The organism is Dinoroseobacter sp. PD6, from assembly GCF_028807315.1.
GTDB classification, from domain to species: Bacteria; Pseudomonadota; Alphaproteobacteria; order Rhodobacterales; family Rhodobacteraceae; genus Dinoroseobacter; species Dinoroseobacter shibae.
Genome location: NZ_JARAMN010000010.1, coordinates 160360 through 185067, shown reverse-complemented (window position 1 = coordinate 185067; position 24708 = coordinate 160360). Strand labels below are relative to the sequence as shown.

Sequence of the window (24708 nt, the reverse complement as noted above, 5' to 3'; positions counted from 1 at the left end):
TTCGAGCGTATCCGCGCGCAGACATCCACGCTTGCAGTTTGCACGAAAACCCGAACACTGGCCGTCAAAGCCCAGCGGAGTGCCCATGACCCAGACCCTGCGTCACCCGGAAATCCTCGAGATCGCCCGCCGCGACGGCAAGGTGACCGTGGACCGGCTGGCGGCCCATTTCGGCGTCACCCTGCAAACCATCCGCCGCGATCTGAGCGATCTGGCCGAAGCCGGGCGGCTGGAGCGTGTCCATGGCGGCGCCGTGCTGCCCTCGGGCACGTCCAACGTCGCCTATGAGGAACGCCGCGCGCTCAACACCGGGGCGAAGCGGGCGATGGCCCGGGCCTGTGCCGCGCAGATCCCCAACGGCATTTCCCTGTTTCTGAACATCGGCACCAGCACCGAGGCCGTGGCGCAGGAACTTCTGCATCATACCGACCTGTTGGTGATCACCAACAACATGAACGTGGCGCGCATTCTCACGGCCAACCCCGATTGCGAGGTGATCCTCACCGGCGGGCAGTTGCGGCGCAGCGATGGCGGGCTGATCGGGGCGTTGGCGGTCGAGAGCATCCGCGCGTTCAAATTCGACCTGGCAGTGATCGGGTGCTCGGCGCTGGATGCGGAGGGCGATCTGCTGGACTTCGATATCCAGGAGGTCGGGGTCAGCCGCGCGATCCTGGCCCAGTCCCGGCGCACCTTCGTCGTGGCCGATCACTCCAAGTTCAGCCGCAAGGCCCCGGCCCGCATCGCCTCGCTCAGCGCGGTCGAGACCCTCTTTACCGATCAGCCGGTGCCGCCCCCGGTGGCCGAGGCCTGCGCGGGCTGGTCCACCCGGATCGTGGTCACGGGTGCAGGGCCGCGCTGACCGCGCGCGCAATGACCAGCTCTTCATTGGTGGGAATAACCAGGATCGGCACCGGCCCGGTCGCGACCCGCGTGGCGTTCCGCGCATTGGCCTCGGCGTCCAGCGACAGGCCGAGATAGTCCATCCCCTCGATCACGCGCGCCCGTATGACGGCCGCGTTCTCTCCGATGCCGCCGCAGAACACCAGGGCGTCGATCCCGCCCAGCACAGCCGTCATTGCCCCCAGTTCCCGCCGGATACGGAACACGTAGTAATCGATGGCCTCCGCCGCCCTCGGGTCATCGCTCGCCTGCAGGGTGCGCATGTCATGGCTGAAGCCCGACAGGCCCTGCAGCCCACTTTCCTCGTAGAGGATCGAGGTGATCTCCTCCCGGCTCATGCCTTGCTCCATCATGTAGAGCAGCACGCCGGGGTCGAGCTGTCCGCAGCGCGTGCCCATGGGCAACCCGTCCAGCGCCGAGAAGCCCATGGTGGACCCGACACTGCGCCCGTCGCGCACCGCGCACATCGACGCGCCGTTGCCAAGATGCGCGATCACCACCCGCCCGGCGGCCAGTTCCGGACAGTCCGCGCGCAGCTTGTCGGTGATGTAGTCGTAGGAGAGCCCGTGAAACCCGTAGCGCCGCACGCCCGCCTCGTAGAAGCGGCGCGGCAGGGCGAAGGTGTCGTTCACCCAGGGATGTCCCGCATGGAACGCCGTGTCGAAACAGCCGATCTGCACCGCGTCGGGGAATGACTGCCGTGCGGCGGCCACCATGGCCAGGTTGTGGGGCTGATGCAGCGGCGCTAGCGGCACGAACGCCTCCAGCGCCTCGATCACATCGGGCGTCAACTCCACCGGTGCCGTGAAGGCGCCGCCGCCATGGACGATCCTGTGGCCGACCCCAACCACCTGCCGTCCGGACAGGATCGGGCGCAGGGCGGCGAGGATCGCGTGCAGCGCTGAGGCGTGGTCCGTCGGCCCGAGATCCCGTTTCGTCGCCGGGTTGGTGTTCACGATCAGCCGCGCCGCTGGCCCGAGCCCATCGACTTCACCCGCCACGATCAGAAGCGGCGCATTGGCCGCCTCGTAGACCGCGAACTTTACCGAGGAGCTGCCCGCGTTCAGTGTCAGCAGGACACTCAAGCGGTGGCTCCGACAAGGAGCGCCGCGATCGCACACGAGGCGAGCCGCGCCTTGTCGTTATCGGCGCGACTGTTCAGGATGACAGGGCATTGTGCCCCCATCACGATCCCGCCTGCATCCGCATGGGCAAGATATGTCAGCTGCTTGGCCAGCATGTTGCCCGCTTCCATGTTGGGTACGATCAGGATATCGGCCTGTCCCGCCACCTTCGATATGATGCCCTTTGTGCGCGCCGCGGCCAGGTCCACCGCGTTGTCCATGGCCAGCGGTCCGTCCACCAGCCCGCCGGTGATCTGCCCGCGCTCGGCCATCTTCGACAGGATCGCGGCGTCGAGCGTGGAGGGGATCGCCGGGTTGACCGTCTCCACCGCCGACAGGATCCCGACCTTCGGCATCGTGACCCCGATGGCCAGCGCCAGGTCGATGGCGTTCTGGGTGATATCCGCCTTGGTCTTGAGATCGGGCGCGATGTTGATCGCCGCATCCGAAATGAACAGCGGATGATCGAGCCCGGGCACATCCATCACGAAAACATGGCTCAGCCGCCGGGTGCCGCGCAGGCCCCCGTCCTTCTTCAGGATCGCCGAGAGCAGGACATCCGTATGCAAATGCCCCTTCATGATCGCCTTGGCGCGTCCCTCATGGACCAGCCGCACCGCGCAGGCCGCCGCGGCCTTGTGATGGGGCTCGGCGATGATCTCGTAAGGGGCCAGGTCGATGCCCTTCTCCGCCGCCGCCGCCGCGATCCTGTCCGGGTCCCCGATCAGCAGCGGCGTGATCAGCGTGTGCTCGGCGCCGAGGATCGCGCCCGCCAGCGCGTCGGGCTCTTCGGGGGCCACCACCGCCGTGGGAAAGGGGGGCAGGGGTTCAGCCCGAAGGATCATCCGCTCGAAATGCACATGGCGCTGCACCAGCAAGCCCGGCACATTGGCTGCGTCAAGCATGATGCGGGTCTCCGGCGCGATCACCTCCGCCTCCCCGTCCAGAAGGCGTCGCCCCCCCTGGGTCTCGACGATGGTTTCCAGCCGCACCACCCGGTCCGCCTTTTTCTCCAGCACCTTGACCCGCGCCACCACCGTCTCGCCGGCCAGCACCGGCGCACGGAAGAAAAGCGACTGCGCGCGGTACCGCATGCCGGGACCCGGCAATTTGTTGCCCAGCACCGACGAGATCAGGGAGGCCACCCACATCGCCGGCGCAACCGCTTCGGGCACGCCATCGCCATCGCCGTCCTGGTCCGGCACGGTCAGCGGGTTGAAATTGCCCGAGGCGTTGGCAAAGACGATCAGGTCCTCTTCCCGGCAGAGCCGGGAGGTCTCTGCCGTCGCGCCGATCTCCAGGTCGTCGAATACACTGCTCATGGGTCTGCCTTCTGCCAGTCTCGGTTCCGCGGGGAGGGTGCGGGGGCACATGTCATGTGATGGCGCCCATGGTGTTCAACCTTTCCAAACCTGCAACCCACTGCGCCGCGACCATTGCGCGCTGCCCCGGGACGGTTGCGAAAACGGTTCGTTGTCTGAAAACCGTGCGACCCGCCACAGGTGACAGCTGTCGACTTTCCCGAAGGCATGGCCGCGCGCGTTGATTTGGCGCCGGAGCAATGCTAGCGCGAACCCATGAAGCAAATCATGTGCATCAACTGGGGCACCAAGTACGGCGCGCCTTACATCAACCGGCTTTATGACATGGTCGCGCGCCATACCACGCCGCCCTTCCGGTTCGTGTGTTTCACCGACACGCGCCAGGGCGTGCGCCCGGAAGTGGAGTGTTTCGACCTGCCCGAGATGCCCGGCTTCATGCCCGAGCGCACCATCGGGCAGTGGCCCAAATCCCGGCTCTGGGCGCCGACGCTCGGCGATCTCGAAGGGCCGGTGCTGTTTCTGGACCTGGATGCGTCGATCGTCGGCTCGCTCGATGATTTCTTCGACTACGGCTCGCCCGAGGACGTGATCCTTGCCCGCAACCAGGCCAAGCCGCTGCACAAGCTCGGCCAGACCTCGGTCTACAGGATGCCCGTGGGGGCGCTCGCCTCCCTGCAGCCGATTTTCGCCGCAGACCCCCAGGGGATCGCCGACAAATACCGGTTCGAGCAGCATTTCGTCACCAAGAACGCGCCAAACGGTGTCAAGTTCTGGCCGCGGGCCTGGGTGTCCCACTTCCGGATCGACTGCATCCCGCGGTTTCCGTTCAACTATTTTCGCGCCCCGCGCCCACCCGAGGATTCCCGGGTGGTGATCTTCGCAGGCGCGCTCAACCCGCCGGACGCGGTGCGGGGACGGTATCACCGCACCTTGCCCCATCTGGCGCCCTGGCCTCACATCAAGCGCGCGCTGACCCAGAAGAAGAAGCTCAAGGCGATCCGGCAGTACCTGCTGCCTGCGCCGTGGGTGGAGGACGTGACCCTGCCCGAGACGCCCAAGGAGTAGGCTCAGCGGCTCTCGCGCAGCATCCGCAAGGTGCGGTGGTGTTTGCGCGACAACGCGGTGGCGATCATCCGGTGCCAGGCCGCGGCAAGTTCCGGGTCGTCCCTGGTGCGCTGGTCAAGCTCGGACCGATTGAACCGGTACACGGTCGCGGCTGTTTCGGCGATCACATCCGCGGCCCGGGGCAGGCCTGCATAGCTTGCAATCTCGCCGATCAGGGCTCCGGGGCGCAGGGATTGGATCCGGCGCATCCGCCCGTCCGGGGTGGGGGCCAGCACCGCCAGCTGCCCGCGCTCCACCAGGATCACGTCCGTGTCCCGGTCGCCGCAGGCCATCAAACGCTGCCCCGCCGCGACCTCCTCGCGGGTCATCATCGACAAAACACGCTGCGCAAGTGCGGCATCCCCGAGCGTGGCGTCGAGGAAGGCGCGCGCGCCCGCGCCTGTCTCGGCCGCCTCCAGTCGCGTCAGCAGCCGGTCCTCGGCGGCCTCCAACGCGGCGTCCGTTGCACTCGCGAACCGCATGGCCGGGTCCGGGCCGAGCAGCGCTTCCAGCCGGACGAGTGCTGCGGCCACCGCGGGGCTGGCTTCGGTGATGACGATCTGCACCTGGCTGTTGCGCGCGAGGAAATCGAGCTTCTGCAAGGCGGCAAGCGCCGCGCTGTCGAGCGCGCTCACCCGCGCAAAATCAAGCAGGATCGTGTCGGGCCTGTTGGGCCGGTTCAGGGCCGCGCGGACATGCTCCAGCAACTGCTCCACCGAACCGAAGAACAAGAAACCCCGCAGGGTCAGGGTCAGAACCCGGTGCGCCTCCCGGTCGAGCACCGCGCTTTGCGCCGGGCCCCGGTCCACCGAACTGCGCCGTACGTTCAGATCCGCGAGCCGCGTGACCACGGGCAGTCGTGCGTAGCTGATCGCGAAGATCAGCGAGGCGGCAACGATACCGAAGCCGATCGCTGGCAGGATGCCGAAGACCACCGTCACCAGCACGATCCCGGCGGAGATCGCCCAATCCGCGAGGGGTTGTTGGCGGTATTGCCGCAACAGCCAGCGCGACAGGATCGTGTAGCCGATATAGACGAGCAGCCCGGTCGCCACGAAGGTGGGCGTGAAGGCGACGATCGCCGGTGCGTAGACCAGGCTTGCTGCAAGAAACCCCAGAAGAACGATCCGTGCCACCGGACCGCGCGCGCCCAGGGCCTGCATCGAGACCGTGTTAACAGAGGAGACATAGCTGATACTGCCGCCCATCGCGCCAAGACCCACATTCGTCAGGCCGGTGACCGACAGGGCGCGGCGCGTCTCGATATCCGTGCGCAGGGCCAGCTCGATCCCCGTCAGGTTCAGCATGGCGCCGAGAATTCCGATCAGCGCCGCGGCGGCGATCAGCGCGACGTGGCCCGACACGAAGCTCCAGGAAATCGCGTCGAACAAGCCCGGGTGCCAGCCGATCAGCGCCTCCTGCGTGCTGCGCGGCGGCAGGTAGCCGAGGGTGCGGGCGTCTTCGGGGCCGAGCCCCTGGGCGCTCAGCACCCCGTAGAAGGCCAGAAAGGCCAGCAGGACCGCAAGGAAAGGGCCGAGATCCGCGCGCCACCGGGCCAGCAGACCGATCGCCCCCGTCAGTCCGAGCGTCAGCGCGAGGGCGGGCAGGGCCTCGACGGGCAGGCGGGCGAGACCTTGCAGGCCAGGCGCCGGTGCATCCACGATCCGCGACAGGCCCGCGAGGATCAGGATCATGCCCGCGCTCGCCAGGAACCCGGCAGAGACCGGATGCGGCATCAGCCGCACCACCCGCCCCACATCCAGCGCCGACAGGATCAGCATCCCGACCCCGGTGACAACCGCCGAGAGGCCCAACAGCGCCAGCATGGTCGCCACCCGGCTCTCCGGGCTCAGGGCCGCCGCGGTCGGGTCCGCCAAAAGGTAAGCCGCAGGCAGCAATGCCGCGACCGGCACGTTCTGCAACGCCCCCACCGCGGTCGGCGGCATCCCCGGAATCGCCGTCAGCGCGCAGGTCGCCACGATGCAACTGGCCAGCAGGAGCGCCGTACTCAGCCCCAGTCCCACCGCCAGCGCGCCCGCAAAGACCAGCCCCGAGAGCGCCACCGCCTGTCCCAGCAGGTTGAACCCCACCAGAAGCCCCGCCACGACAGAGGGAACGACTGGTGCGGCGCCCGACTTCGGGCGGCCCTTCACCCCCACTGACACGGGGCGGGTCCGCGCTGCCGGGCGCGGGAGGGCAGTGGGCAGGCCGGGAAATTGCGCATGGGGTTTGGGCGGAGCCTCCGAAGCCGTGTCAGTGTCGGCGCGTCCCGGACGAGGGCGGCCTGCCCCGCAGGCGTGCCACGGGGCGGCCAATGCGTCAACAGACCGGACCGGATGGTCAAGCCCCCGATGCTGGCGCGGTCAGGCGGCGGGACGGTTCAGAAGGCCGCGCAGGGCGGTGATGTCCTCGGACAGCAGCCCATGCCCCGCCCCCGGTGCGGTCACCGTGTCGACGGTTGCCCCGAGGCCTCGAAACACCTCCGCCGATCTTTGTGCCCGGGCGTGGGGGATATGCGGGTCCTGTTCATGGACACTCAGGTAGACGGGCAGCCCGCGCAGGTCGGTCTCATAGTCGAACCGCTTGTCGCCATGCCCGTAAAGTGCGGGCGTCGGCGCGCCGTCCGTGTCCCCGGTGCCCACCAGCGCGCCTGAAAACCCAAACGCCCCGGCCAGCCCCGTGCCCTGCCGCGCCGCATATTCCAGTGCAAGGCACGCGCCCTGGCTGAACCCGGCCACGGCGATCCGTGCGCGGGGCAGGCCCTCGGCCTCCAGTGCCGCGACGGCATCCGCAACGGCATCCAGTCCGGCCTCCAAAGGCGCGGCCATCTCGGCATGGAGCGCCAGGAACGAGGTGGGCCACCAGGACCGGGCCGGATGCTCCGGCCCGATCAGCGCAAGATCGGGAAGGCCCAGGGCCTCCCCAACCTGCAGGATGTCGGCGGCGGACCCGCCCCGTCCATGGACAAGGACGAGGCCCGCCTGGGCGCGGGACGCGGGCGCCCCGCCCCGCACCAGCCGCGCGGTCATGCGGCGGTCCTGAGCGGCGGCAGCACCCGCTCGATCCGGTCGCGAAGCGGCTCGTGCTGCGGCGGCAGCATGAGCTTCCGGCCCAGAGCCTCCATCGGCTCGTCCGTGGCGAAGCCCGGCGGGTCGGTGGCGATCTCGAACAGGACACCGCCCGGCTCCCGGAAGTAGATCGCGTCGAAATACTGCCGGTCGATCACCGGGGTCACGCCATGCCCCAGGCCCAGAAGTTTCTCACGCCAGCCCATGTGGGTGTCGTGATCCTGCGCCCGGAAGGCCACGTGATGGATCGTGCCCGCCCCGGACCGCCCGATGGACGGGGTGTCGGTGCGGATCAGGTCGACCACCGCGCCGCGGGCATCGCCGGGGGCGACCAGTCGTAGCCGTTCGATCCCCTCGCCGGTCTCGGTGCCGCCATCGCTATAGCCGAACACCTCGGTCAGCAGTTTGGCGGTGGGCTCCGGGTCGGCCTCCCACAGGGTGACCGAGTGGAACCCGTCCAGCGGCGCCTGCGCCACCCGGTCGGTCTCGATCAATTCTACCGGCGCGCCGTCCGGGTCGCGCAGGGTGATCACGCGCTGGCCGAACCGCTCAACGGGGCCGTCGAAGTCGATGGCATCCTCGGCAAGGCGTGCCATCCAGCCGTCGAACCGGCCCGCGGGAACGGCGTAGGCATAGGCGCTCGCCATGCCCGGCCCGGCGCGCCCGGGGCCCGCATCCACGAAGGGGAAGAAGGTCAGGATCGTGCCCGGCTCTGCGGTCTCGTTGCCGTAATAGAGGTGATAGGTGTCCGGCGCGTCGAAATTCACGGTCTTCTTGACCAGCCGCTGTCCCAGCGTGCCGGTAAAGAAATCCACGTTGTCCTGCGGCGGTCCGGAGATCGCGGTGACATGGTGCAGGCCGGGAATGGTGTTGTGTTTCATGGATGCCTCCGTCAGGTGCGGCGGCGTCTGTGCCGCGGCTTGACCCGCAACATAAGCCCCCGAGGCATTCGCACAATTCCGCCGCACCGCGCCGTTTCTGTGCATTTTCGCAGGGCGGGCCGCGCGCGCATGGCCTTTCGCCCGCCGCGCTCCGGGCCTAGAGTGCCGCTCTCGCCAACCCGGAGCCCCTGATGTCCCAGCCTGTCGCAGATATCGTCACCATCACCGACCTGGTGAAAGCCTATCCCGGCGGCTTCACCGCATTGAACGGCGTCACCCTGTCGATCCGGGAGGGGGAGATCCTCGCCCTGCTCGGGCCGAACGGGGCGGGCAAGACCACGCTGATCTCGACCATCTGCGGGCTCACGATGCCCACGGGCGGCACGGTCACCGTGGGCGGGCATGACGTGGTCGCTGACTACCGCGCCACGCGCCGGATGATCGGGCTGGTCCCGCAGGAGCTGTCGCTGGAGCCGTTCGAGACGGTGGAGGCGACGGTCGCCTTCTCGCGCGGGTTGTTCGGCAGGCCCCGCGACCCCGCCCGGATCGAAAAGATCCTCCGCGACCTGAGCCTGTGGGACAAGCGCGCCTCGAAGATCGTCGCATTGTCGGGCGGGATGAAACGGCGGGTGCTGATCGCCAAGGCGCTGGCCCATGACCCGAAGGTGCTGTTTCTCGACGAACCCACCGCCGGGGTCGATGTGGAGCTGCGCCGGGACATGTGGCGCGTGGTCGAAGCGCTGAAGGCGGCGGGTGTCACCATCATCCTGACCACCCACTATATCGAAGAGGCCGAGGCGATCGCCGACCGCATCGCGGTGATCAACAAGGGCGAGATCCTGCTGGTCGAGGAAACCGCGGGCCTGATGGCACGCATGGGCAAGAAGGAGGCGGTGATCGACCTCGCCGCGCCGCTGGAGGCGCTGCCCGCGGCCCTGACCGGTCCTGACCTGACCCTCGCTGCGGGCGGGCACCAGATCGTCTACACTTACGACACCCAGGCCGAGCGCACGGGCATCCGCCGCGTGCTCAACGAGCTGGACGCCGCGGGCATCGTGATGCGCGACCTGTCCACCCGGCAAAGCTCCCTGGAGGACGTGTTCGTCTCGCTCGTCCATGACGATGCGCCCCGGGAGGCCGCCCAATGAACTTCGCCGCGATCCAGACGATCTTCCGCTACGAGATGCACCGGTTCTTCCGCACCATGCTGCAAAGCCTGATCTCGCCGATCCTGTCCACCTCGCTCTATTTCGTGGTGTTCGGGGCGGCCATTGGCGCGCGGATGGAGGAAGTCGACGGCACCTCCTACGGGGCCTTTATCGTGCCGGGGCTGATCATGCTGTCGGTGCTGACGCAATCGGTGTCCAATGCCAGCTTCGGGATCTATTTCCCAAAGTTCATTGGCACGATCTACGAAATCCTCAGCGCCCCGATCTCGGCGCTGGAGATCGTGATCGGCTATGTGGGTGCGGCGGCGTTCAAGGCGCTGCTGATCGGGCTGATCATACTCGGCACGGCGTTCCTGTTCGTGCCGCTGGAGATCCAGCACCCGATCTGGATGTTGTGTTTCCTGGTGCTGACCTGCATCGCCTTCAGCCTGCTGGGCTTCACCATCGGCGTTCTCGCGCAGAATTTCGAGCAATTGCAACTGGTTCCGCTGCTGATCATCACGCCGCTGGTGTTCCTCGGGGGCAGCTTCTACTCGATCTCGATGCTGCCGCCGATCTGGCAGACCGTGACCCTTTTCAACCCGGTGGTCTACCTGATCTCGGGCTTTCGGTGGTCGTTCTTCGGCACCGCCGACGTGCCCGTGGTCTGGAGCCTGCTTGCCATTCTCGCCTTCACGCTGGCCTGTTTCGGCGCGATCTGGTGGATCTTCCGCTCCGGCTACCGCATCCGGGGCTGAGCGCCGCGGCCCCGCGCCGGGCGGGCAGGGCGGCAACAGTATTTGCGCCCCGCGCGCGCTGCGCCTTGCCGCTGGGCAGGTCGCGGCTTACATCGCCCACCATGAAACGCTGGCTCCCCTTCGTGAAATCGGACCCGACCGTCGCCGTGGTGCGCCTGCAAGGCGCGATCGCGGCCACAGGCCGTGGCATGTTGAATGATCAGTCCGTGGGGCCGCTGCTGGAACGCGCGTTCACCAAGGGCAAACCGGACGCGGTGGCGCTGGTGATCAACTCCCCCGGCGGCTCGCCCGCCCAAAGCTCGCTGATCGGCGCGCGCATCCGGCGGCTGGCTGAGGAAAAAGAGGTGCCTGTCTACGCCTTCGTCGAGGATGTGGCGGCCTCGGGCGGCTACTGGATCGCGGCCGCGGCGGACGAGATCTGGCTCGACGCGACCTCCATCGTCGGCTCGATCGGGGTGATCTCGGCCTCTTTCGGCTTCCACGAGTTGATGGAACGGCAGGGGATCGAACGGCGCGTCTATACCGCGGGCAAGGACAAGTCCCTGCTGGACCCGTTCCGCCCGGAACGCCCCGAGGATGTCGAGCGGCTCAAGGGTCTGCAGGCGCAGCTGCACGAGACCTTCAAGGGCCATATCACCGCCCGGCGCGGCGCGAAGCTGCCCGAGGATCGCGACCTTTATACCGGCGAGGTCTGGATCGGCCAGCAGGGCATCGATGTGGGTCTCGCCGACGGGATCGGCCACGTGGCCCCGGTGATGAAAGAGAAATTCGGCGACAAGACCCGGTTCCGGACCTATGGCCCGCGCCGCCCGCTGATCGGCCGCTTTGGCTTCTCGGTGGTGGACGACACGCTGCATGCCCTGGAGGCGCGCGGTCTCTGGGCACGCTACGGGCTGTGATCGCATGATGATCAAGGCGGTCACGATCTTCCTGGTCGGCATGGCGATCCTCGCCATGTTCGGCAAACTGCGTCTGCCCTATATCGGGCGCGTCTCGCTGAAGAAACCTGTGAAATGCAAGTCCTGCGGCCGCTACCTGCTGTCCAGCGACCCGTGTAGCTGCGGCAAGGGATAGCGATGGACTTCCTCCTTGCGGGCCTCGGCCTCTTCATTCTTGTTCTGGCTGGCGACAGTCTGGTCAAAGGTGCGGTCAATCTCAGCCTGCGCGTCGGGATCCCGGCGCTGATCGTGTCGCTGACCATCGTCGCCTTCGGCACCTCCGCGCCGGAGCTTCTGATCTCAATCGCGGCGGTTAAGGATGGCGCGCCGGGGCTGGCGCTGGGCAATGTGGTCGGCTCGAATACCGCCAATATCCTGCTGGTGCTGGGGATACCGGCCCTGCTGGCGGGGCTGCACACCGCCGATTGCGACACCAGGCGCAGCTACGTGCAGATGCTGGCGGCGACGATCCTGTTCATCGCGGTGTGTTTCCTGGGCCCGATCACCTGGGTGCACGGGCTGGCGCTGCTGGCCGCGCTGGGATGGATGCTGTTCGACGCGTTCCGCGAGGCCAAGGCCCACAAGAACGCCCTCCCCGAGGTCGAAGAGGTCGAGGGTGCGGACCCCGACATGCCCTGGTGGCGGATCGTCATGTTCCTGTTTCTGGGGCTCGTCGGCCTGCCCCTGGGGGCGGACCTGCTGGTGGATGCGTCGATCAACATCGCGCGCGCGTTCGGCATCTCCGAAGAGGTGATCGGCCTGACCCTTGTGGCTTTCGGCACCTCCCTGCCGGAACTGGCCACCACCGTCATGGCCTCGATCCGGCGGCAGGCCGATGTGGCGCTGGGCAACGTGATCGGGTCGAACATGTTCAACCTGCTGGCGATCATCGGGATCACTGCGATGGTGGGGGACATCCCCGTCTCGGCCGAATTCCTGACCTTCGATCTGTGGGTGATGCTGGGGGCGTCGCTCCTGCTCATCCCGTTCGTCTATTTCCGGGTGAATTTGAAGCGAACGGCCGGTGTTGTCTTGACGGGGCTCTATGTCGCCTATGTGGTCGCGCTGTTGACGTGAGGGGCGGGACATGACACAGGCGATGGCAGGGGCGGCCCTGGTGACCGGCGCGGGCAAACGGCTCGGCGCGGCGATGGCACTCTTTCTGGCGGAGCGGGGGCACGACGTGGCCGTGCATTATGCCAGTTCCGGCGACGCCGCCGAGGACGTGGCCGCGCAGATCCGCGCCATGGGCCGCAAGGCGGTGACCGTGCAGGCCGACCTGCTGGTCGAGACCGAGACCGCCACGCTGGTGCCCCGCGCGGCCGAGGCGCTGGGCCCCCTGAGCGTGCTCGTCAACAACGCCTCGATCTTCGAATATGACAGCCTGGAGAGCGCCACGCGCGACAGCTGGGACCGCCATTTCGAAAGCAATCTGCGCGCGCCCTTCGTGCTGACCCAGGCGTTTGCCGCCCAGGCCCCCGAGACCGGGCGCGACGGCAATGACGAGCCTCTGGCGCGCGCGCTGGTGGTCAACCTGATCGACCAGCGGGTGCGCAAGCTGACGCCTGAATTCATGACCTACACCCTGGCCAAGATGGGGCTCTGGGCCTTCACGCAGACCGCGGCACAGGCTCTCGCCCCGCGCATCCGCGTCAATGCCATCGGGCCGGGGCCGACCCTGCGCGGCGGGCGGCAGTCGGTGGAACATTTCGCCAAGCAGCGCGCCGCGACGATCCTCGGGCGCGGGGCCGACCCCGCCGGCATCACCGCCGCGCTGGGCTACTTTCTGGATGCACCTGCCGTGACCGGGCAGCTTTTGTGTGTGGATGGCGGCCAGCACCTGTCCTGGGAGACGCCGGACGTGATCGGGGTGGAATAAACTTCGGCGCAAGCGGGTTTCCGCGGGCGAAAACCCGCTTGGAAGCCTTGACTTGTCCACCGGGCTCAAGCAGCCCTCCGAGAGTGTCATGATTCTTTTACTTTGATTGACAATTAGAGTGTCAGCCTGAATTGTCTCATCTTTCCAGCAGGTTAGATGGCTGCCCAAATTTTAATCAAAGTGAAGAAGTCGGCTGAAACAAAGGGAAAATCCGGGTTGCCGAAAACTTGCCCCCAGAGTTATCCACATAAGTGGTGGACAAAGCTGCACAGGCCAGTCGGAGCAGCAATGAGATGAGCGACAATGGCGAACTGTCGGACGGATTGGACCCCGAAGCGGAGGCGCTGACCGGTCATGCGCGCATCCAGGCCTATCTGAAAACCCTCGACGGCTCGCCCGGGGTGTACCGGATGCTCGATGCGCAATCCCGGGTGCTCTACGTGGGCAAGGCTCGCAACCTCAAGGCGCGGGTGTCGAACTACGCGCGCCCCTCGGGGCACTCGGCGCGGATCGCGCGGATGATCTCCGAGACCGCGTCGATGATGTTCCTGACCACGCGGACCGAGACCGAGGCGCTGCTGCTGGAGCAGAACCTCATCAAGCAACTCAAGCCGCGCTACAACGTGCTTTTGCGCGACGACAAGAGCTTTCCGAACATCCTGGTGGCCAAGGACCACGCCTATCCGCAGATCCGCAAGCATCGCGGGCGCAAGGCCACCAAGGGCGCCTATTACGGCCCCTTCGCCAGTGCGGGGGCGGTGAACCGGACGCTCAACCAGCTGCAGAAGGCCTTCCTGCTGCGCAACTGCTCGGACGCGATGTTCGAAAGCCGCACGCGCCCCTGCCTGCTCTACCAGATCAAGCGCTGCTCGGGCCCGTGCGTCGGCTATATCTCCGAAGAGGATTACGCCGCCTCCGTGCGCGATGCCGAACGGTTCCTGTCGGGCAAGTCCACCGAGGTGCAGGAACGCCTCGCCGTCCAGATGACCGAGGCTGCCGAGGCGATGGAGTTCGAGCGCGCCGCCGCCCTGCGCGACCGCATCCGCGCCATGACCCAGGTGCAGTCGGCCCAGGGCATCAACCCGCGCGGCGTGTCCGAGGCGGATGTGATCGCGCTCCACCTCGAGAACGGGCAGGCCTGCGTGCAGGTGTTCTTCATCCGAGCAAACCAGAACTGGGGCAACCGCGACTTCTATCCGCGCACCGGGGCGGGGGCCGAGGCGCCCGAAATCCTCGAAGCCTTCCTCGGGCAGTTCTACGACCAGAAGGACCCGCCCCGGCAGATCCTGCTGTCCCATCCGATCGACAACCATGACCTCATGGCCGACGCGCTGGGCGAAAAGAGGGGCCGCAAGGTCGAGATCCTCGTGCCCAAGCGCGGCGAAAAGGCCGAGTTGATCGCCGGGGCAGAGCGCAACGCCCGCGAGAGCCTCGCCCGCCGCATGGCCGAAAGCGCCACGCAGACCAAGCTGCTGCGCGGTCTGGCCGAGGCCTTCGATCTGGACGCGCCGCCCAAGCGGATCGAGGTCTACGACAACTCCCATATCCAGGGCACGGACGCGGTCGGTGCGATGATCGTGTCGGGCCCGGACGGGTTCCTGAAATCCCAGTACCGCAAGTTCAACATTCGCGGCACCGACCTGACCCCGGGCGACGATTTCGGCATGATGAAAGAGGTGTTGCAACGCCGCTTCCAGCGCCTGCTGAAAGAAGACCCCGACCGCGAGAGCGAGGCCTGGCCGGACCTGTTGCTGATCGACGGCGGGGCGGGGCAGGTCTCGGCGGTGGCGGAAATCCTCGGCGATCTCGGGGTCGAGGACGTGCCCTTCATCGGCGTGGCCAAGGGCGTGGACCGCGACGCGGGCAAGGAGGAATTCCACCGCCCCGGTGCGCGCCCCACGGCTCTCCGTCACAACGATCCGGTGCTCTACTTCGTCCAACGCCTGCGCGACGAGGCGCACCGTTTCGCCATCGGCACGCACCGGGCGAAGCGGTCGAAATCGGTCTCCCGCACGCCGCTCGACGATGTGCCGGGGGTGGGTGCCAAGCGCAAGCGCGCATTGCTGGCGCATTTCGGCTCCGCCAAGGCGGTCAGCCGCGCCAACCTGTCGGACCTCAAGGCGGTCGAGGGCGTCTCGGCGACCATGGCGCAGACCATCTACGACTTCTTTCACGACCAGAAGGGCTGACACCCCTACCCAGTTTCGGTGATTGCACCCGCGCGTCGGCGGGCTACACTGCCTGCCAAGGGTTCGGACACCAGAACCCAGCGAAAGGGAGCGAACACCATGAAACATCTCGTTTGCGCGGCTGCGGCCGCCGCAATCTCTCTGTCCGTGGCAACCGGCGCGAAGGCCGAGGGCGCGAACTACATCCTGGCCACGGCCTCCACGGGGGGCACCTACTATCCGGTCGGCGTGGCGCTTTCGACCCTGGTGAAGGTCAAGCTGGAGCCGTCCCAGAAGATCGGCATGTCCGCCATCAGCTCGGCCGGGTCGGGTGAGAACGTGCGCCTGATCCGCGAGGGCGAGGCGCAGTTCGGCATCATGCAGGGCCTCTTCGGCTACTATGCGGCCACGGGCACCGGCCCGCTGGAGGAATCCGGCAAGCAGGAAAACCTGCGCTCGGTCACCATGCTGTGGCAGAATGTGGAGCATTTCGTCGTCGCAGCCGACGCAGCGCCCACTGGCACGATCGAGGATCTCGTCGCCCTGAAGGGCGAGGCCATGGCGCTGGGACGTCAGAACTCCGGCACCATCGGGTCGAATGCGACGATCCTGTCGAGCTTCGGGGTGGACATCGAATCCGACTATGAGCTCGTCTTCGGCGGCTACGGCCCCTCGGCGGAGGCTTTGCAGAACGGGCAGGTCAAGGGCATCGGCACCCCCGCAGGCGTGCCCGTGGGCGCGATCAGCCAGCTGATGGCCGCCGCCGGGGACAGTGTCACCCTGCTGAACTTCACGCCGGAGCAAGCCGCCCAGGCCGATGGCGGGCGGGAGCTCTGGACCCCCTACACCATCGCGGCGGGCACCTATCCGGGCCAGGCGGAGGACGTGCAGACCATCGCGCAGCCCAACTTCCTCGCAACGTCTGCCGACCTGCCGGATGAGCATGTCTACCAGATCACCAAGACGATCTATGAAAACCTGCCCTTCCTGAACGCGATCCACCCGGCGACCCAGGCCATGGCCATCGAGAGCGCGATCGCGGGCCTGCCGCTGCCGCTGCACCCGGGCGCGCAGCGCTACTACGAGGAGGTCGGGATCGAAATTCCGGACCGGCTCAAGGCCCAGTAACGGCAACGCCTGCGCCCCGAACCCCGGTCCGGGGCGCAGGTCTTTCAGGGAGGTGCCGATGCCCGACCCATCCGACGACAGCGGCGGCTTGCGCCGATTTTCCGGCCTGCCGGGCACCCTGATCGCGGTCGCCTCCTTCCTGATCGCGGTCGGCCATATCTACGTGGCCTTCGATCCCGTCCTGTCGGAGTTGCAGCGCAACGCCTTCCACTTCGCGGGCTTTGCTGCGCTCGCGGCCCTGTTCTATCCCATCGCGCGGGGGCGGCTGGCCCTCGGGGTCGACCTCGTGCTGGGCTTGGTGGTCGCGGCGGCGGCGGTATATCTCAGCTATGCCGAGGATGGCATCTACGACCGGGGCGTGAAGTTCAACACCGCCGACTGGATCGCCGCCATCATCGTGGTTCTGGGCGCGATCGAGCTGACCCGGCGGCTGACCGGCTGGATCATCCCGGCCCTGATCGTGATCGCGCTCAGCTACGTGGTCTGGTGGGGCAAGTTCGTGGGCGGGGTGTTCAACTTCCCCGGCCTGAAACTGGAATCGGTGCTTTTCCGCTCGGTCTATGGCGACGATGCGATGTTCGGCTCCATCGCCAGCATTTCGTCGACCTACGTGTTTCTGTTCATCATTTTCGGCGCGTTCCTGCTGCGCTCCGGCGCGGGGGAGTTCGTGATCAACCTGGCGCGCGCCGTGGCCGGGCGCATGGTCGGGGGGCCGGGCATCGTGGCGGTGATTGCCAGCGGGCTGACGGGCACGATCTCGGGCTCGGCGGTGGCCAACACCGCATCGACCGGCGTGATCACCATCCCGCTGATGAAGCGCGCGGGCTTCCAGCCGAAATTCGCAGGCGGGGTCGAGGCCGCGGCCTCCACCGGCGGGCAGCTGATGCCGCCGATCATGGGGGCCGGGGCCTTCGTGATGGCGAGCTTCACCGCCATCCCGTACGAGACCATCGTGGCGGTCGCGGCCCTGCCTGCGCTGCTTTATTTCCTGTCGGTGGCCTTCTTCGTGCGGATCGAGGCGCGGCGCCAGAACCTGCCGCCCATGGCCGACGAGGGCCAGACCCTGCGCCGTGCCTTCCTGGAGGGCGGCGCGAGCTTCGTGTTGCCCATCGGACTGCTGATCGGGATGCTGGTGAGCGGGTTCACCCCCACCTATGCGGCGGTGTTCGGGATCATCGCGGTGGTGGCGTCGAGCTGGCTGACCCGCACCCGCATGGGCCCGCGCGCGGTGTTCGAGGCGCTGGTCATGGGCACCAAGGGGATGATCCTGACGGCGGTGCTCCTGTGTGCGGTCGGGTTGGTGGTCAACGTGATCGCCACGGCGGGGGTCGGTAACACCTTCAGCCTGATGATCGCCGCCTGGTCGGGCGGAAATATCCTTGTGGCGATTGTACTTATCGCCTTGGCGAGCCTGGTTCTGGGTATGGGGCTGCCGGTGACGGCGGCCTATATCGTGCTGGCGACGCTCTCGGCCCCGGCGCTGGCGGGCATGATCGCCGACCAGGTGGTGATCGCGCAGATCGCCGCCGGGACCTTGCCGCCCACGGCGCAGGCGATCTTCATGCTGGGCGCGCCCGATCAGATGGCGCTGCTCGCAGCCCCGATGTCCGAGGCCGATGCAACCGCGCTGGTCCGCGGCCTGCCCCTGGAAGTGGCCGCGCCCCTGCGCGACCTGGTGGTGCCGCCCGAGGCCGCGGTCGCGGCCCTTCTGTCGGCGCATATGATCGTCTTCTGGCTCAGCCAGGACAGCAACGTCACCCCGCCCGTGGCCCTCGCGGCCTTCACCGCGGCGGCGATTGCCAAGGCGCCGGCGATGGCGACGGGGGTGGCAAGCTGGAAGCTGGCCAAGGGTCTCTATATCGTGCCGGTGCTCTTTGCCTACACGCCGCTTCTGTCGGGCGACTGGGGTGCGATGGTGCAGGTCTTTGCCTTCGCGGTGGTCGGCATCTACGCGCTGGCGGCGGGGATTCAGGGCTGCATGGAGCGGCCCCTGGGCCTTTTTCCGCGGGTTCTGAGCGGGCTGGCGGGGCTGGCCTGCCTGTGGCCGGGCCTGATCTGGGCCAATGTCGCGGGCGTGGTCTGCTTGGCGCTGCTGCTGGCGTGGAACCTGCGCGACGGGGTGCCGGTGGCCGGGGCGCCGAGGGCCGAGACCGACGCGTGAGGCCCCCGCCCGACCCGGTCGGACATCCGTCGGGCATGTGTCGGGCAAGTGTCGGGCAAACGTCGGGCATGTGTTACCATCTGCCTAACATTTGCCTAACGGGGCCGGTCTAGAAGCGGTCCTGCCGTAGCGCCCCCATTCCGGGCATGTCCTGCGGTTCATTGTCTGGCACTCGTTTTCAGGAGGACCCCATGCCCAGATTTCGGCTCGGTAACCGTCTCGTTTTTCGCGCTCCTTTTCCAACCCTGCACCATGATCCGCGCGACCCGCCCGTGGTCACCTACCGCCCGGCGGTGCCGTCCCTCGACCCCGACAAGATCGCGCAGCTGCGCAAGGTGGACCGGCCCTATGACCGGCATCTGACGCCGTGTTACCACCCGCCTGCGGGGGAGCTGCCGGACCTGCGCCGCCCGCCGCGCGGGGCGTTCGAGTTTCCGCTGATGCCGCGCCCGATCCCGAGCCCGGCACCGCGCCCGGGCGCCGACCTGCCGAGCTATGCGCCCCAGTGGAATTCCGTGGCGCTGTTCTTCAACCTTGACATGCCCGCCGCCGACCGGCCCGACGACTATGCCGCCACCACGGTGGCCACGGCCAGGACCTTCCTCGACGAGGGGCCCGGGGCGCTGTCGCCGGGCATCTCCGAGAGCCTGACCCAGTACTGGGGCGCGCTGTCGAACGGGGCCTTCGCCTTCGGGCTGAACACGCCGCGGGACGGTGCGGGCAAGCCGCTGATCCCCGACATCGCGCCGCCCGGCGGGGATGTGCAGGCCTGGGAGGAACTGATCAGGCGCTGCGTCAAGGCCAATGCCCAGGCCATCTGGCAGGCCGCGGGCGGTCTGATGAAGAACGGCAAGCGCTGGATCCCGTCGCTGGTGCTGGTGCAGAACTACTGGACCCATGCCAGCGCGCGGTTCGGCGGCTACGATATCGACGTCTCGGGTACGACCTATACCGTGGGCGACGTGACCCATATCCGCTTCGGGCTCGACACCTACGCGCCGCCGGAGGCACCGGGGAAGGTCGGCCGAACCTGGTGGGGCACGCTGAACCATGAATACGCCCACAACTTCCTGGAATTCTGGGACCTCTACGGCCCCTCGGGATGCACCGGGTATTGGGACTTGCTGGGCGACAATTCCCCCCCGGGGCGGATGTCCGAGGTTTCCTCGCTCTTCAAGGAGCGGATGGGCTGGCTGTCCTTCAAGCAGGTGATCGAGGGGCCGAACGTGTCGCGGCGCACCCTGTCCCTGCGGCCCTATACGACCGATCACGAAGCGATCAAGGTCGTCCCGGACCCGGAGTTCACGCCCCATGAATATTTCCTGCTGGAGTACCGCAAATCCACCGGGGCGGAGGTCTGGCGCCCCGATGGGGGCTTGCCGGAAGAGGGGTTGCTCATCACCCATGTCAATGACCGGATCGGCGTGCCCAGTACGTGGCTGTTGCGCGATGCGCCCTTCTTCAACACCGAGTTCGCCGATGCGGGCGGGCCCAACGTGGTGGACTGGCATGGCCACAAGGAGCTGACCGGCAAGCTTTTCCCGCAAGGCGCGCAGAACAGCTTCACGCCGGCGACCGCGCCGTCGAGCAACCTTTACGGCCCGCGCAATTCCGGGCTGTCGATCACCGGCATCCGGATCGAGGCGGAGCAGCTGCGCTTCGAGTTGGAGATCAACGCGCATCACAGCATCGGCTGGACCGTCAGCACCGAGGACCGCGCGCTGGCGGGCCGGTTCACGCCCGCCTCGGCGACCTCCGGCGAGGAGATCTTCATCCGCAACGGCAATGCCGCCGCACTTCTGAGCCACGGCGAGGGCCAGTGGAATGTCGAGAAGCGGCAGGACGGCTGGATCGGCGGCTGGAACCTCGGGACCGACAACCGCCAGACGGTCGGCGATCTGGACGGGGACGGCCGGGACGAGATCCTGATCCGCTCGCCCGAGTGGATCGGCGTGCTGAAATGGACCCGCAGCCGGTTCGAGAGTGTCACCGTCCAGCATGACTGGGTGGATGGCTGGAACCTGGGCCCGGACAATCGGGAGCTTCTGGCCGATCTCGACGGGGATGGCGCGGCGGAGGTCTATATCCGCTCGCCCGAATGGGCCGGGGTGATGAAGCTGGAAGGCGGGCGGCTGCGGCTGAAGAAGATCCATCACGACTGGATCGACGACTGGAATCTCGGGCGCGATGACCGGGAGTATGTCGGGCGGTTCTCCACCGAGGAGCGGGACGAGATCGTGATCCGCAGCGACAACTGGATCGGCCTGCTGCGCTGGGATGCGCGGGCGCAGAAACTCGTGCGTGCCGGGATCCAGCATGACTGGGTCGATGGCTGGAACCTCGGCCCCGGCGACTGGCACGCCATCGCGGATGTGGATGGCGACGGGATGGACGAGATCGTGATCCGCAGCGATGGCTGGATCGGGGTGCTGAAATGGCAGGGCGGGCGGTTCCGCGTGCTATGGATGACGAAAGAGCATGTGAACCACCACGAGGACCGGGCGGATCGCCGGATGCCGCTGGACCCCGAGGACCGGATGTATGCGGGCCGGTTCCGGACGGACCGGGACGGGGTGCTGATCCGCAAGGACCAGAACGGGGCGGGCCATTACGGCAAGACCGGCCTCTATGTGCTGGTCTGGCAGGACGGTGAGATGAAGGTGGTCCACGCGATCCACAGCCATTTCAACGGGCGCTGGAACCTCGGGGCGCGGGACCGGTTCGTGCTGGGGGATTTCCACCGCACGGGGCGGGATATCGCGCTGGGCGACCGGGACACGGTGATCGACGGGCTGACGGATGTATTCATCCATAACGGCTGGGGCACCGGCATGGTCGGGGTGAATCACGGGCGGCTCTATCCCGAGGGCGATCCGAACAAGACCGTCTCGCAGATCGGCCTGACCTGGGCGCAGCGCGGGCATCTGGTCAACCTGTGACCGGGGGCCGGGCGTGCCCTGGCTCAAGTCTGAAAATATCCCGGGGAGAGCGCGAGAGGGGCTGGCCCCTCTCGCCCCCGGCGACGTGCGGAGCACGGCGCAAAGCCTTGGCAGGGGCTACGGCGCCCCCGGTCTCGGGGCGCTCGGGATCAGAACGATTTGCGCGCCCGCAGGGCCGCGGTGATCGTCCCGTCGTCGAGATAGTCGAGCTCGCCGCCGATGGGCACGCCCTGGGCGAGGCTCGTGACCGCGACGCCGGTGCCTTCCAGCGCTTCGGCGATGTAATGTGCGGTGGTCTGGCCGTCCACCGTGGCGCCGAGGGCGAGGATGATCTCGGTCGCGCCCTCGCTGACCGCGCGGTCGCGCAGCTTGGGGATGCGCAGCTCTTCGGGGCCGACCGCATCGAGCGCCGAGAGCGTGCCGCCGAGCACGTGGTAGCGGCCCTTGAACACGCCCGCCCGCTCCATCGCCCAGAGGTCCGCGACATCCTCGACCACGCAGATCTCGCCGGTGGCGCGTTTTTCGGATGTGCAGATGTCGCAGATATCGCTGGTGCCGATATTGCCGCAGTTCAGGCAATCGCGGGCGGTCTGGGCCACGGCGGTCATGGCTTCGCCCAGGGGCGCCAGAAGGCGGCGGTTCTTGCCGAGCAGGAACAGCACCGCGCGCCGGGCCGAGCGCGGGCCCAGTCCGGGCAGCCGCGCCATCAGGTCGATCAGCGTTTCGATATCCTTGGGCGCGGTGCTCACGTCCTGTGTTCCCGGCTCATAAGGGCAGCTTCATGCCCTCGGGCAGGTTCAGCCCCTCGGTGACCTTGGCCATCTCTTCGCGCCCCTTGTCGAGCGCCTTGGCCTGGGCGTCCTTGATCGCGGCGAGGATCAGGTCCTCGGCGACTTCCTTTTCCTCGGGGTTGAAGATCGACGGGTCGATGTCCAGCCCCGTGAGCTCGCCCTTGGCGGTGGCGGTGGCCTTGACCAGTCCCGCGCCGCTCTCGCCGGTCACGGTGATGGTTTTCAGGTTTTCCTGCATTTCGGCCATCTTGGCCTGCATTTCCTGGGCCTGCTTCATGACCTTGGCCATGTCGCCCAGATTTCCCAATCCCTTGAGCATGATGTTTCCTTTCGGGAGGTTAGTCGTCTTCGAACGGGTCCCATTCATCCTCGACTTCCGGAAGCGCCTCGATGGCGGCCTCCTGGGTCAGGGCCTCGCGGGTGCGGATTTCGGTGATCCTTGCCTTGGGGAAGGCGGCGAAGACGGCGGCCACGAGCGGGTGGTCCAGCGCGTTGCGCTCCATCTCCAGTTTTTCGGCGTCGCGGGTCTCGGCGATGGTGGGGGCGTCGGCCTCGGCCACCACGGAGACCGCCCAGCGGGCGCCGGTCCAGCTTTGCAGGCGGGCGGCGAGGCGGGCGGCGAGGTCGCGCGGCGCGTTCTCGGTCGGCGCGAACTCGATCCGGCCGGGGCTGTAGGCGGCCAGACGCAGGCAGCCTTCAACCTCGACCAGGAGCTTCACGTCCCGGTGGCTGCGGATCAGGGCGACCACATCGTCGAACCGCCGGAACCGCGCCAGCGCGTCGGGATCGGCCTGGGCCATGGCCAGTGCAGGACCGGCGGAGGCGCGCACACCGCCGCCGCGCGGGGCGGGGGCCGCGCCATGTCCGCGCGCGCTGACGCCCGTGCCGGGGCCGCCGGGGGCCGCGCCGCCGCCGGGCGTGGCGGGTGGGGGCGTCATGGTCTGCAGCTTGCGCACCAGATCTTCGGGGGAGGGCAGGTCGGCCACATGGGTCAGCCGGATGATCGCCATCTCGGCGGCCATCATGGCGTTGGGGCTGATCGCGACCTCCTCCAGCGCCTTGAGCAGCATCTGCCACATCCGGGTCAGTGCGCGCATGGGCAACTCCGCCGCCGCCGCCTGCCCGCGGGCACGTTCATCGGGGCTGACGGTGGGATCCTCGGCGGCATCGGGGGTGATCTTGATCACCGAGACCCAGTGCGTCACCTCGGCGAGATCGCGCAGCACCGCCATGGGATCGGCCCCGTCGGAATACTGCGCCGACAGTTCGGTCAGCGCCCCCGCCGCGTCGCCGCGCATCACCAGGTCGAACAGGTCCATCACCCGGCCCCGGTCCGCCAGGCCCAGCATGGCGCGCACCTGCTCGGCGGTGGTCTCGCCCGCGCCGTGGCTGATCGCCTGATCCAGCAGGCTCATGGCATCGCGCACCGACCCCTCGGCGGCCCGCGTGATCAGTGCCAGTGCGTCATCGGTGATCTCGGCGCGCTCCAGCCCGGCGATGCGGCGCAGATGGGCGATCATCACCTCCGGCTCGATCCGGCGCAAATCGAACCGCTGGCAGCGGCTGAGCACGGTGACGGGCACCTTGCGGATCTCGGTGGTGGCGAAGATGAATTTCACATGGGCGGGGGGCTCTTCGAGGGTCTTGAGCAGCGCGTTGAACGCGCTGGTCGAGAGCATGTGCACCTCGTCGATGATGAAGATCTTGTAGCGCGCGGAGGCCGGGGCGTAATAGACCGAGTCGAGCACATTGGCGCGGATGTCGTCGATCTTGGTCTGGCTGGCGCCGTCCATCTCGATCACGTCCACATGCTGGCCCGCCATGATCCCGCGGCAATTGTCGCATTGCCCGCAAGGGTCCGTGGTCGGCCCGCCCGCGCCATCGGCGCCGGTGCAGTTCATGCCCTTGGCGATGATCCGGGCGGTGGTGGTCTTCCCGGTGCCGCGGATGCCGGTCATCATGAAGGCTTGGGCGATCCGGTCGGCTTGAAACGCGTTGCGCAGGGTGCGGACCATGGCGTCCTGGCCGATCAGGTCCGCAAAGGTCGCCGGGCGGTATTTCCGCGCCAGCACCTGGTAACCGGTGGTGGTGGTGTCGCTCATGTCGCCCCATCTGACTCGCTCGGGCCACAGGGTAGGGCCGCGCAGGGGCAAGGTCCAGCGCCGCGGGGCGGCGGCGCGCCATTCAGGTCGCAACACGCGTCGGGTGGGGGGGTGAGAGGCTGGACAACGACCCAAGCGGGGCTCGTTACGGCTGCTTCCTTCCGGATCTGACCGGGTTGGCGAGGCGCTCGCCCGCGCCAACCTCTCGATTTGCGATATACGCATCCTGCCGTGCGACTGCAAGACCCGGCCTGTCAGGAGGGCGGGGCGGCGATTGCGCCTCCGGGCGTCTCGTGG

Annotated in this window: 20 protein-coding genes and 1 other RNA gene; 12 read left to right on the top strand and 9 right to left on the bottom strand. The window is 67.6% G+C overall.

Annotated features, from left to right (window positions below; all coding sequences use genetic code 11):
* The first annotated feature begins 85 nt into the window (after nucleotides 1-85).
* Nucleotides 86-859, top strand: coding sequence for a DeoR/GlpR family DNA-binding transcription regulator (locus PVW48_RS16510; protein ID WP_274582105.1), 774 nt, complete (start codon nucleotides 86-88; stop codon nucleotides 857-859).
* Here the strand turns inward: PVW48_RS16510 and PVW48_RS16505 are convergent.
* Together PVW48_RS16505 and PVW48_RS16500 are read right to left on the bottom strand one after the other, a co-directional pair.
* Entirely contained in the window at nucleotides 837-1985 is a 1149-nt protein-coding gene (locus PVW48_RS16505) for an acetate/propionate family kinase (RefSeq protein ID WP_274582104.1), read from the bottom strand. The two genes, PVW48_RS16510 and PVW48_RS16505, sit on opposite strands and share 23 nt — an antisense overlap.
* On the bottom strand, nucleotides 1982-3346 hold the full coding sequence (locus PVW48_RS16500) for a bifunctional enoyl-CoA hydratase/phosphate acetyltransferase (protein ID WP_274582102.1): 1365 nt from the start codon (nucleotides 3344-3346) through the stop codon (nucleotides 1982-1984). Before PVW48_RS16500 ends, PVW48_RS16505 begins: the two co-directional genes overlap by 4 nt.
* A gap of 255 nt (nucleotides 3347-3601) precedes the next feature.
* Here PVW48_RS16500 and PVW48_RS16495 point away from each other — a divergent pair, with 255 nt between their 5' ends.
* Entirely contained in the window at nucleotides 3602-4411 is an 810-nt protein-coding gene (locus PVW48_RS16495) for a glycosyl transferase (RefSeq protein ID WP_274582101.1), read from the top strand.
* A 2-nt stretch (nucleotides 4412-4413) separates the two neighbouring features.
* Here the strand turns inward: PVW48_RS16495 and PVW48_RS16490 are convergent, their stop codons facing one another.
* The 3 genes from PVW48_RS16490 to PVW48_RS16480 all read right to left on the bottom strand — a co-directional run bounded on the left by PVW48_RS16490 (nucleotide 4414) and on the right by PVW48_RS16480 (nucleotide 8399).
* Nucleotides 4414-6615, bottom strand: a complete 2202-nt coding sequence (locus tag PVW48_RS16490) for a cyclic nucleotide-binding domain-containing protein (protein WP_274582100.1) — start codon at nucleotides 6613-6615, stop codon at nucleotides 4414-4416.
* 198 nt (nucleotides 6616-6813) lie between these two features.
* Entirely contained in the window at nucleotides 6814-7479 is a 666-nt protein-coding gene (locus PVW48_RS16485) for an alpha/beta hydrolase (protein WP_274582099.1), read from the bottom strand.
* A complete protein-coding gene (locus PVW48_RS16480; RefSeq protein ID WP_274582098.1) occupies nucleotides 7476-8399 on the bottom strand; it encodes a ring-cleaving dioxygenase in 924 nt (307 codons plus the stop codon). The genes PVW48_RS16485 and PVW48_RS16480 overlap by 4 nt, the downstream gene beginning before the upstream one ends.
* A gap of 191 nt (nucleotides 8400-8590) precedes the next feature.
* Between PVW48_RS16480 and PVW48_RS16475 the strand changes: the two genes are divergently transcribed.
* The 10 genes from PVW48_RS16475 to PVW48_RS16430 all read left to right on the top strand — a co-directional run bounded on the left by PVW48_RS16475 (nucleotide 8591) and on the right by PVW48_RS16430 (nucleotide 21518).
* Complete coding sequence (locus PVW48_RS16475; RefSeq protein ID WP_012177316.1) at nucleotides 8591-9547, top strand: ABC transporter ATP-binding protein; 957 nt, start codon at nucleotides 8591-8593, stop codon at nucleotides 9545-9547.
* Nucleotides 9544-10305, top strand: a complete 762-nt coding sequence (locus PVW48_RS16470) for an ABC transporter permease (RefSeq protein ID WP_274582097.1) — start codon at nucleotides 9544-9546, stop codon at nucleotides 10303-10305. Before PVW48_RS16475 ends, PVW48_RS16470 begins: the two co-directional genes overlap by 4 nt.
* 101 nt (nucleotides 10306-10406) lie before the next feature.
* Complete coding sequence (locus PVW48_RS16465) at nucleotides 10407-11204, top strand: S49 family peptidase (protein WP_274582096.1); 798 nt, start codon at nucleotides 10407-10409, stop codon at nucleotides 11202-11204.
* Nucleotides 11205-11208: 4 nt separating this feature from the next.
* Nucleotides 11209-11379: a hypothetical protein gene (locus PVW48_RS16460; protein ID WP_012177319.1), complete on the top strand. Its 171-nt coding sequence runs from the start codon at nucleotides 11209-11211 to the stop codon at nucleotides 11377-11379.
* Between the two features lie 2 nt (nucleotides 11380-11381).
* Nucleotides 11382-12320 carry a calcium/sodium antiporter gene (locus tag PVW48_RS16455; RefSeq protein ID WP_274582095.1) on the top strand — a complete coding sequence of 313 codons (939 nt, stop codon included), beginning with the start codon at nucleotides 11382-11384 and terminating at the stop codon, nucleotides 12318-12320.
* 10 nt (nucleotides 12321-12330) lie between these two features.
* On the top strand, nucleotides 12331-13122 hold the full coding sequence (locus PVW48_RS16450; RefSeq protein WP_274582094.1) for an SDR family oxidoreductase: 792 nt from the start codon (nucleotides 12331-12333) through the stop codon (nucleotides 13120-13122).
* A 293-nt stretch (nucleotides 13123-13415) separates the two neighbouring features.
* The gene (gene uvrC / locus PVW48_RS16445; protein ID WP_274582093.1) at nucleotides 13416-15311 is read left to right on the top strand and encodes an excinuclease ABC subunit UvrC; all 1896 of its coding nucleotides are present in this window, start codon (nucleotides 13416-13418) and stop codon (nucleotides 15309-15311) included.
* A gap of 99 nt (nucleotides 15312-15410) precedes the next feature.
* Nucleotides 15411-16418: a TAXI family TRAP transporter solute-binding subunit gene (locus PVW48_RS16440; RefSeq protein ID WP_274582092.1), complete on the top strand. Its 1008-nt coding sequence runs from the start codon at nucleotides 15411-15413 to the stop codon at nucleotides 16416-16418.
* A 58-nt stretch (nucleotides 16419-16476) separates the two neighbouring features.
* Entirely contained in the window at nucleotides 16477-18579 is a 2103-nt protein-coding gene (locus PVW48_RS16435) for a TRAP transporter permease (protein WP_274582091.1), read from the top strand.
* A gap of 191 nt (nucleotides 18580-18770) precedes the next feature.
* Nucleotides 18771-21518 (top strand): VCBS repeat-containing protein, encoded by a 2748-nt coding sequence (locus PVW48_RS16430; RefSeq protein WP_274582090.1) that lies wholly within the window; start codon nucleotides 18771-18773, stop codon nucleotides 21516-21518.
* A gap of 149 nt (nucleotides 21519-21667) precedes the next feature.
* On the opposite strand, the gene recR is transcribed toward PVW48_RS16430, so the two are convergent.
* From recR to ffs, 4 genes are all read right to left on the bottom strand, one after another.
* Nucleotides 21668-22267, bottom strand: a complete 600-nt coding sequence (recR, locus tag PVW48_RS16425) for a recombination mediator RecR (RefSeq protein WP_012177326.1) — start codon at nucleotides 22265-22267, stop codon at nucleotides 21668-21670.
* Between the two features lie 16 nt (nucleotides 22268-22283).
* Nucleotides 22284-22628, bottom strand: coding sequence for a YbaB/EbfC family nucleoid-associated protein (locus PVW48_RS16420; protein WP_274582089.1), 345 nt, complete (start codon nucleotides 22626-22628; stop codon nucleotides 22284-22286).
* 19 nt (nucleotides 22629-22647) lie between these two features.
* On the bottom strand, nucleotides 22648-24411 hold the full coding sequence (locus PVW48_RS16415; protein ID WP_012177328.1) for a DNA polymerase III subunit gamma/tau: 1764 nt from the start codon (nucleotides 24409-24411) through the stop codon (nucleotides 22648-22650).
* A 110-nt stretch (nucleotides 24412-24521) separates the two neighbouring features.
* Nucleotides 24522-24618, bottom strand: an RNA gene (gene ffs, locus PVW48_RS16410) — signal recognition particle sRNA small type.
* Nucleotides 24619-24708: the final 90 nt, after the last annotated feature.

Excerpts from the sequence above, each read along its gene's own strand:
- PVW48_RS16510 (WP_274582105.1), top strand. The coding sequence starts at position 86 with ATGACCCAGACCCTGCGTCACCCGGAAATCCTCGAGATCGCCCGCCGC.
- PVW48_RS16500 (WP_274582102.1), bottom strand. The coding sequence starts at position 3,346 with ATGAGCAGTGTATTCGACGACCTGGAGATCGGCGCGACGGCAGAGACC.
- PVW48_RS16495 (WP_274582101.1), top strand. The coding sequence starts at position 3,602 with ATGAAGCAAATCATGTGCATCAACTGGGGCACCAAGTACGGCGCGCCT.
- PVW48_RS16485 (WP_274582099.1), bottom strand. The coding sequence starts at position 7,479 with ATGACCGCGCGGCTGGTGCGGGGCGGGGCGCCCGCGTCCCGCGCCCAG.
- PVW48_RS16480 (WP_274582098.1), bottom strand. The coding sequence starts at position 8,399 with ATGAAACACAACACCATTCCCGGCCTGCACCATGTCACCGCGATCTCC.
- PVW48_RS16475 (WP_012177316.1), top strand. The coding sequence starts at position 8,591 with ATGTCCCAGCCTGTCGCAGATATCGTCACCATCACCGACCTGGTGAAA.
- PVW48_RS16470 (WP_274582097.1), top strand. The coding sequence starts at position 9,544 with ATGAACTTCGCCGCGATCCAGACGATCTTCCGCTACGAGATGCACCGG.
- PVW48_RS16465 (WP_274582096.1), top strand. The coding sequence starts at position 10,407 with ATGAAACGCTGGCTCCCCTTCGTGAAATCGGACCCGACCGTCGCCGTG.
- PVW48_RS16460 (WP_012177319.1), top strand. The coding sequence starts at position 11,209 with ATGATGATCAAGGCGGTCACGATCTTCCTGGTCGGCATGGCGATCCTC.
- PVW48_RS16455 (WP_274582095.1), top strand. The coding sequence starts at position 11,382 with ATGGACTTCCTCCTTGCGGGCCTCGGCCTCTTCATTCTTGTTCTGGCT.
- PVW48_RS16450 (WP_274582094.1), top strand. The coding sequence starts at position 12,331 with ATGACACAGGCGATGGCAGGGGCGGCCCTGGTGACCGGCGCGGGCAAA.
- uvrC (WP_274582093.1), top strand. The coding sequence starts at position 13,416 with ATGAGCGACAATGGCGAACTGTCGGACGGATTGGACCCCGAAGCGGAG.
- PVW48_RS16440 (WP_274582092.1), top strand. The coding sequence starts at position 15,411 with ATGAAACATCTCGTTTGCGCGGCTGCGGCCGCCGCAATCTCTCTGTCC.
- PVW48_RS16435 (WP_274582091.1), top strand. The coding sequence starts at position 16,477 with ATGCCCGACCCATCCGACGACAGCGGCGGCTTGCGCCGATTTTCCGGC.
- PVW48_RS16430 (WP_274582090.1), top strand. The coding sequence starts at position 18,771 with ATGCCCAGATTTCGGCTCGGTAACCGTCTCGTTTTTCGCGCTCCTTTT.
- PVW48_RS16420 (WP_274582089.1), bottom strand. The coding sequence starts at position 22,628 with ATGCTCAAGGGATTGGGAAATCTGGGCGACATGGCCAAGGTCATGAAG.
- PVW48_RS16415 (WP_012177328.1), bottom strand. The coding sequence starts at position 24,411 with ATGAGCGACACCACCACCACCGGTTACCAGGTGCTGGCGCGGAAATAC.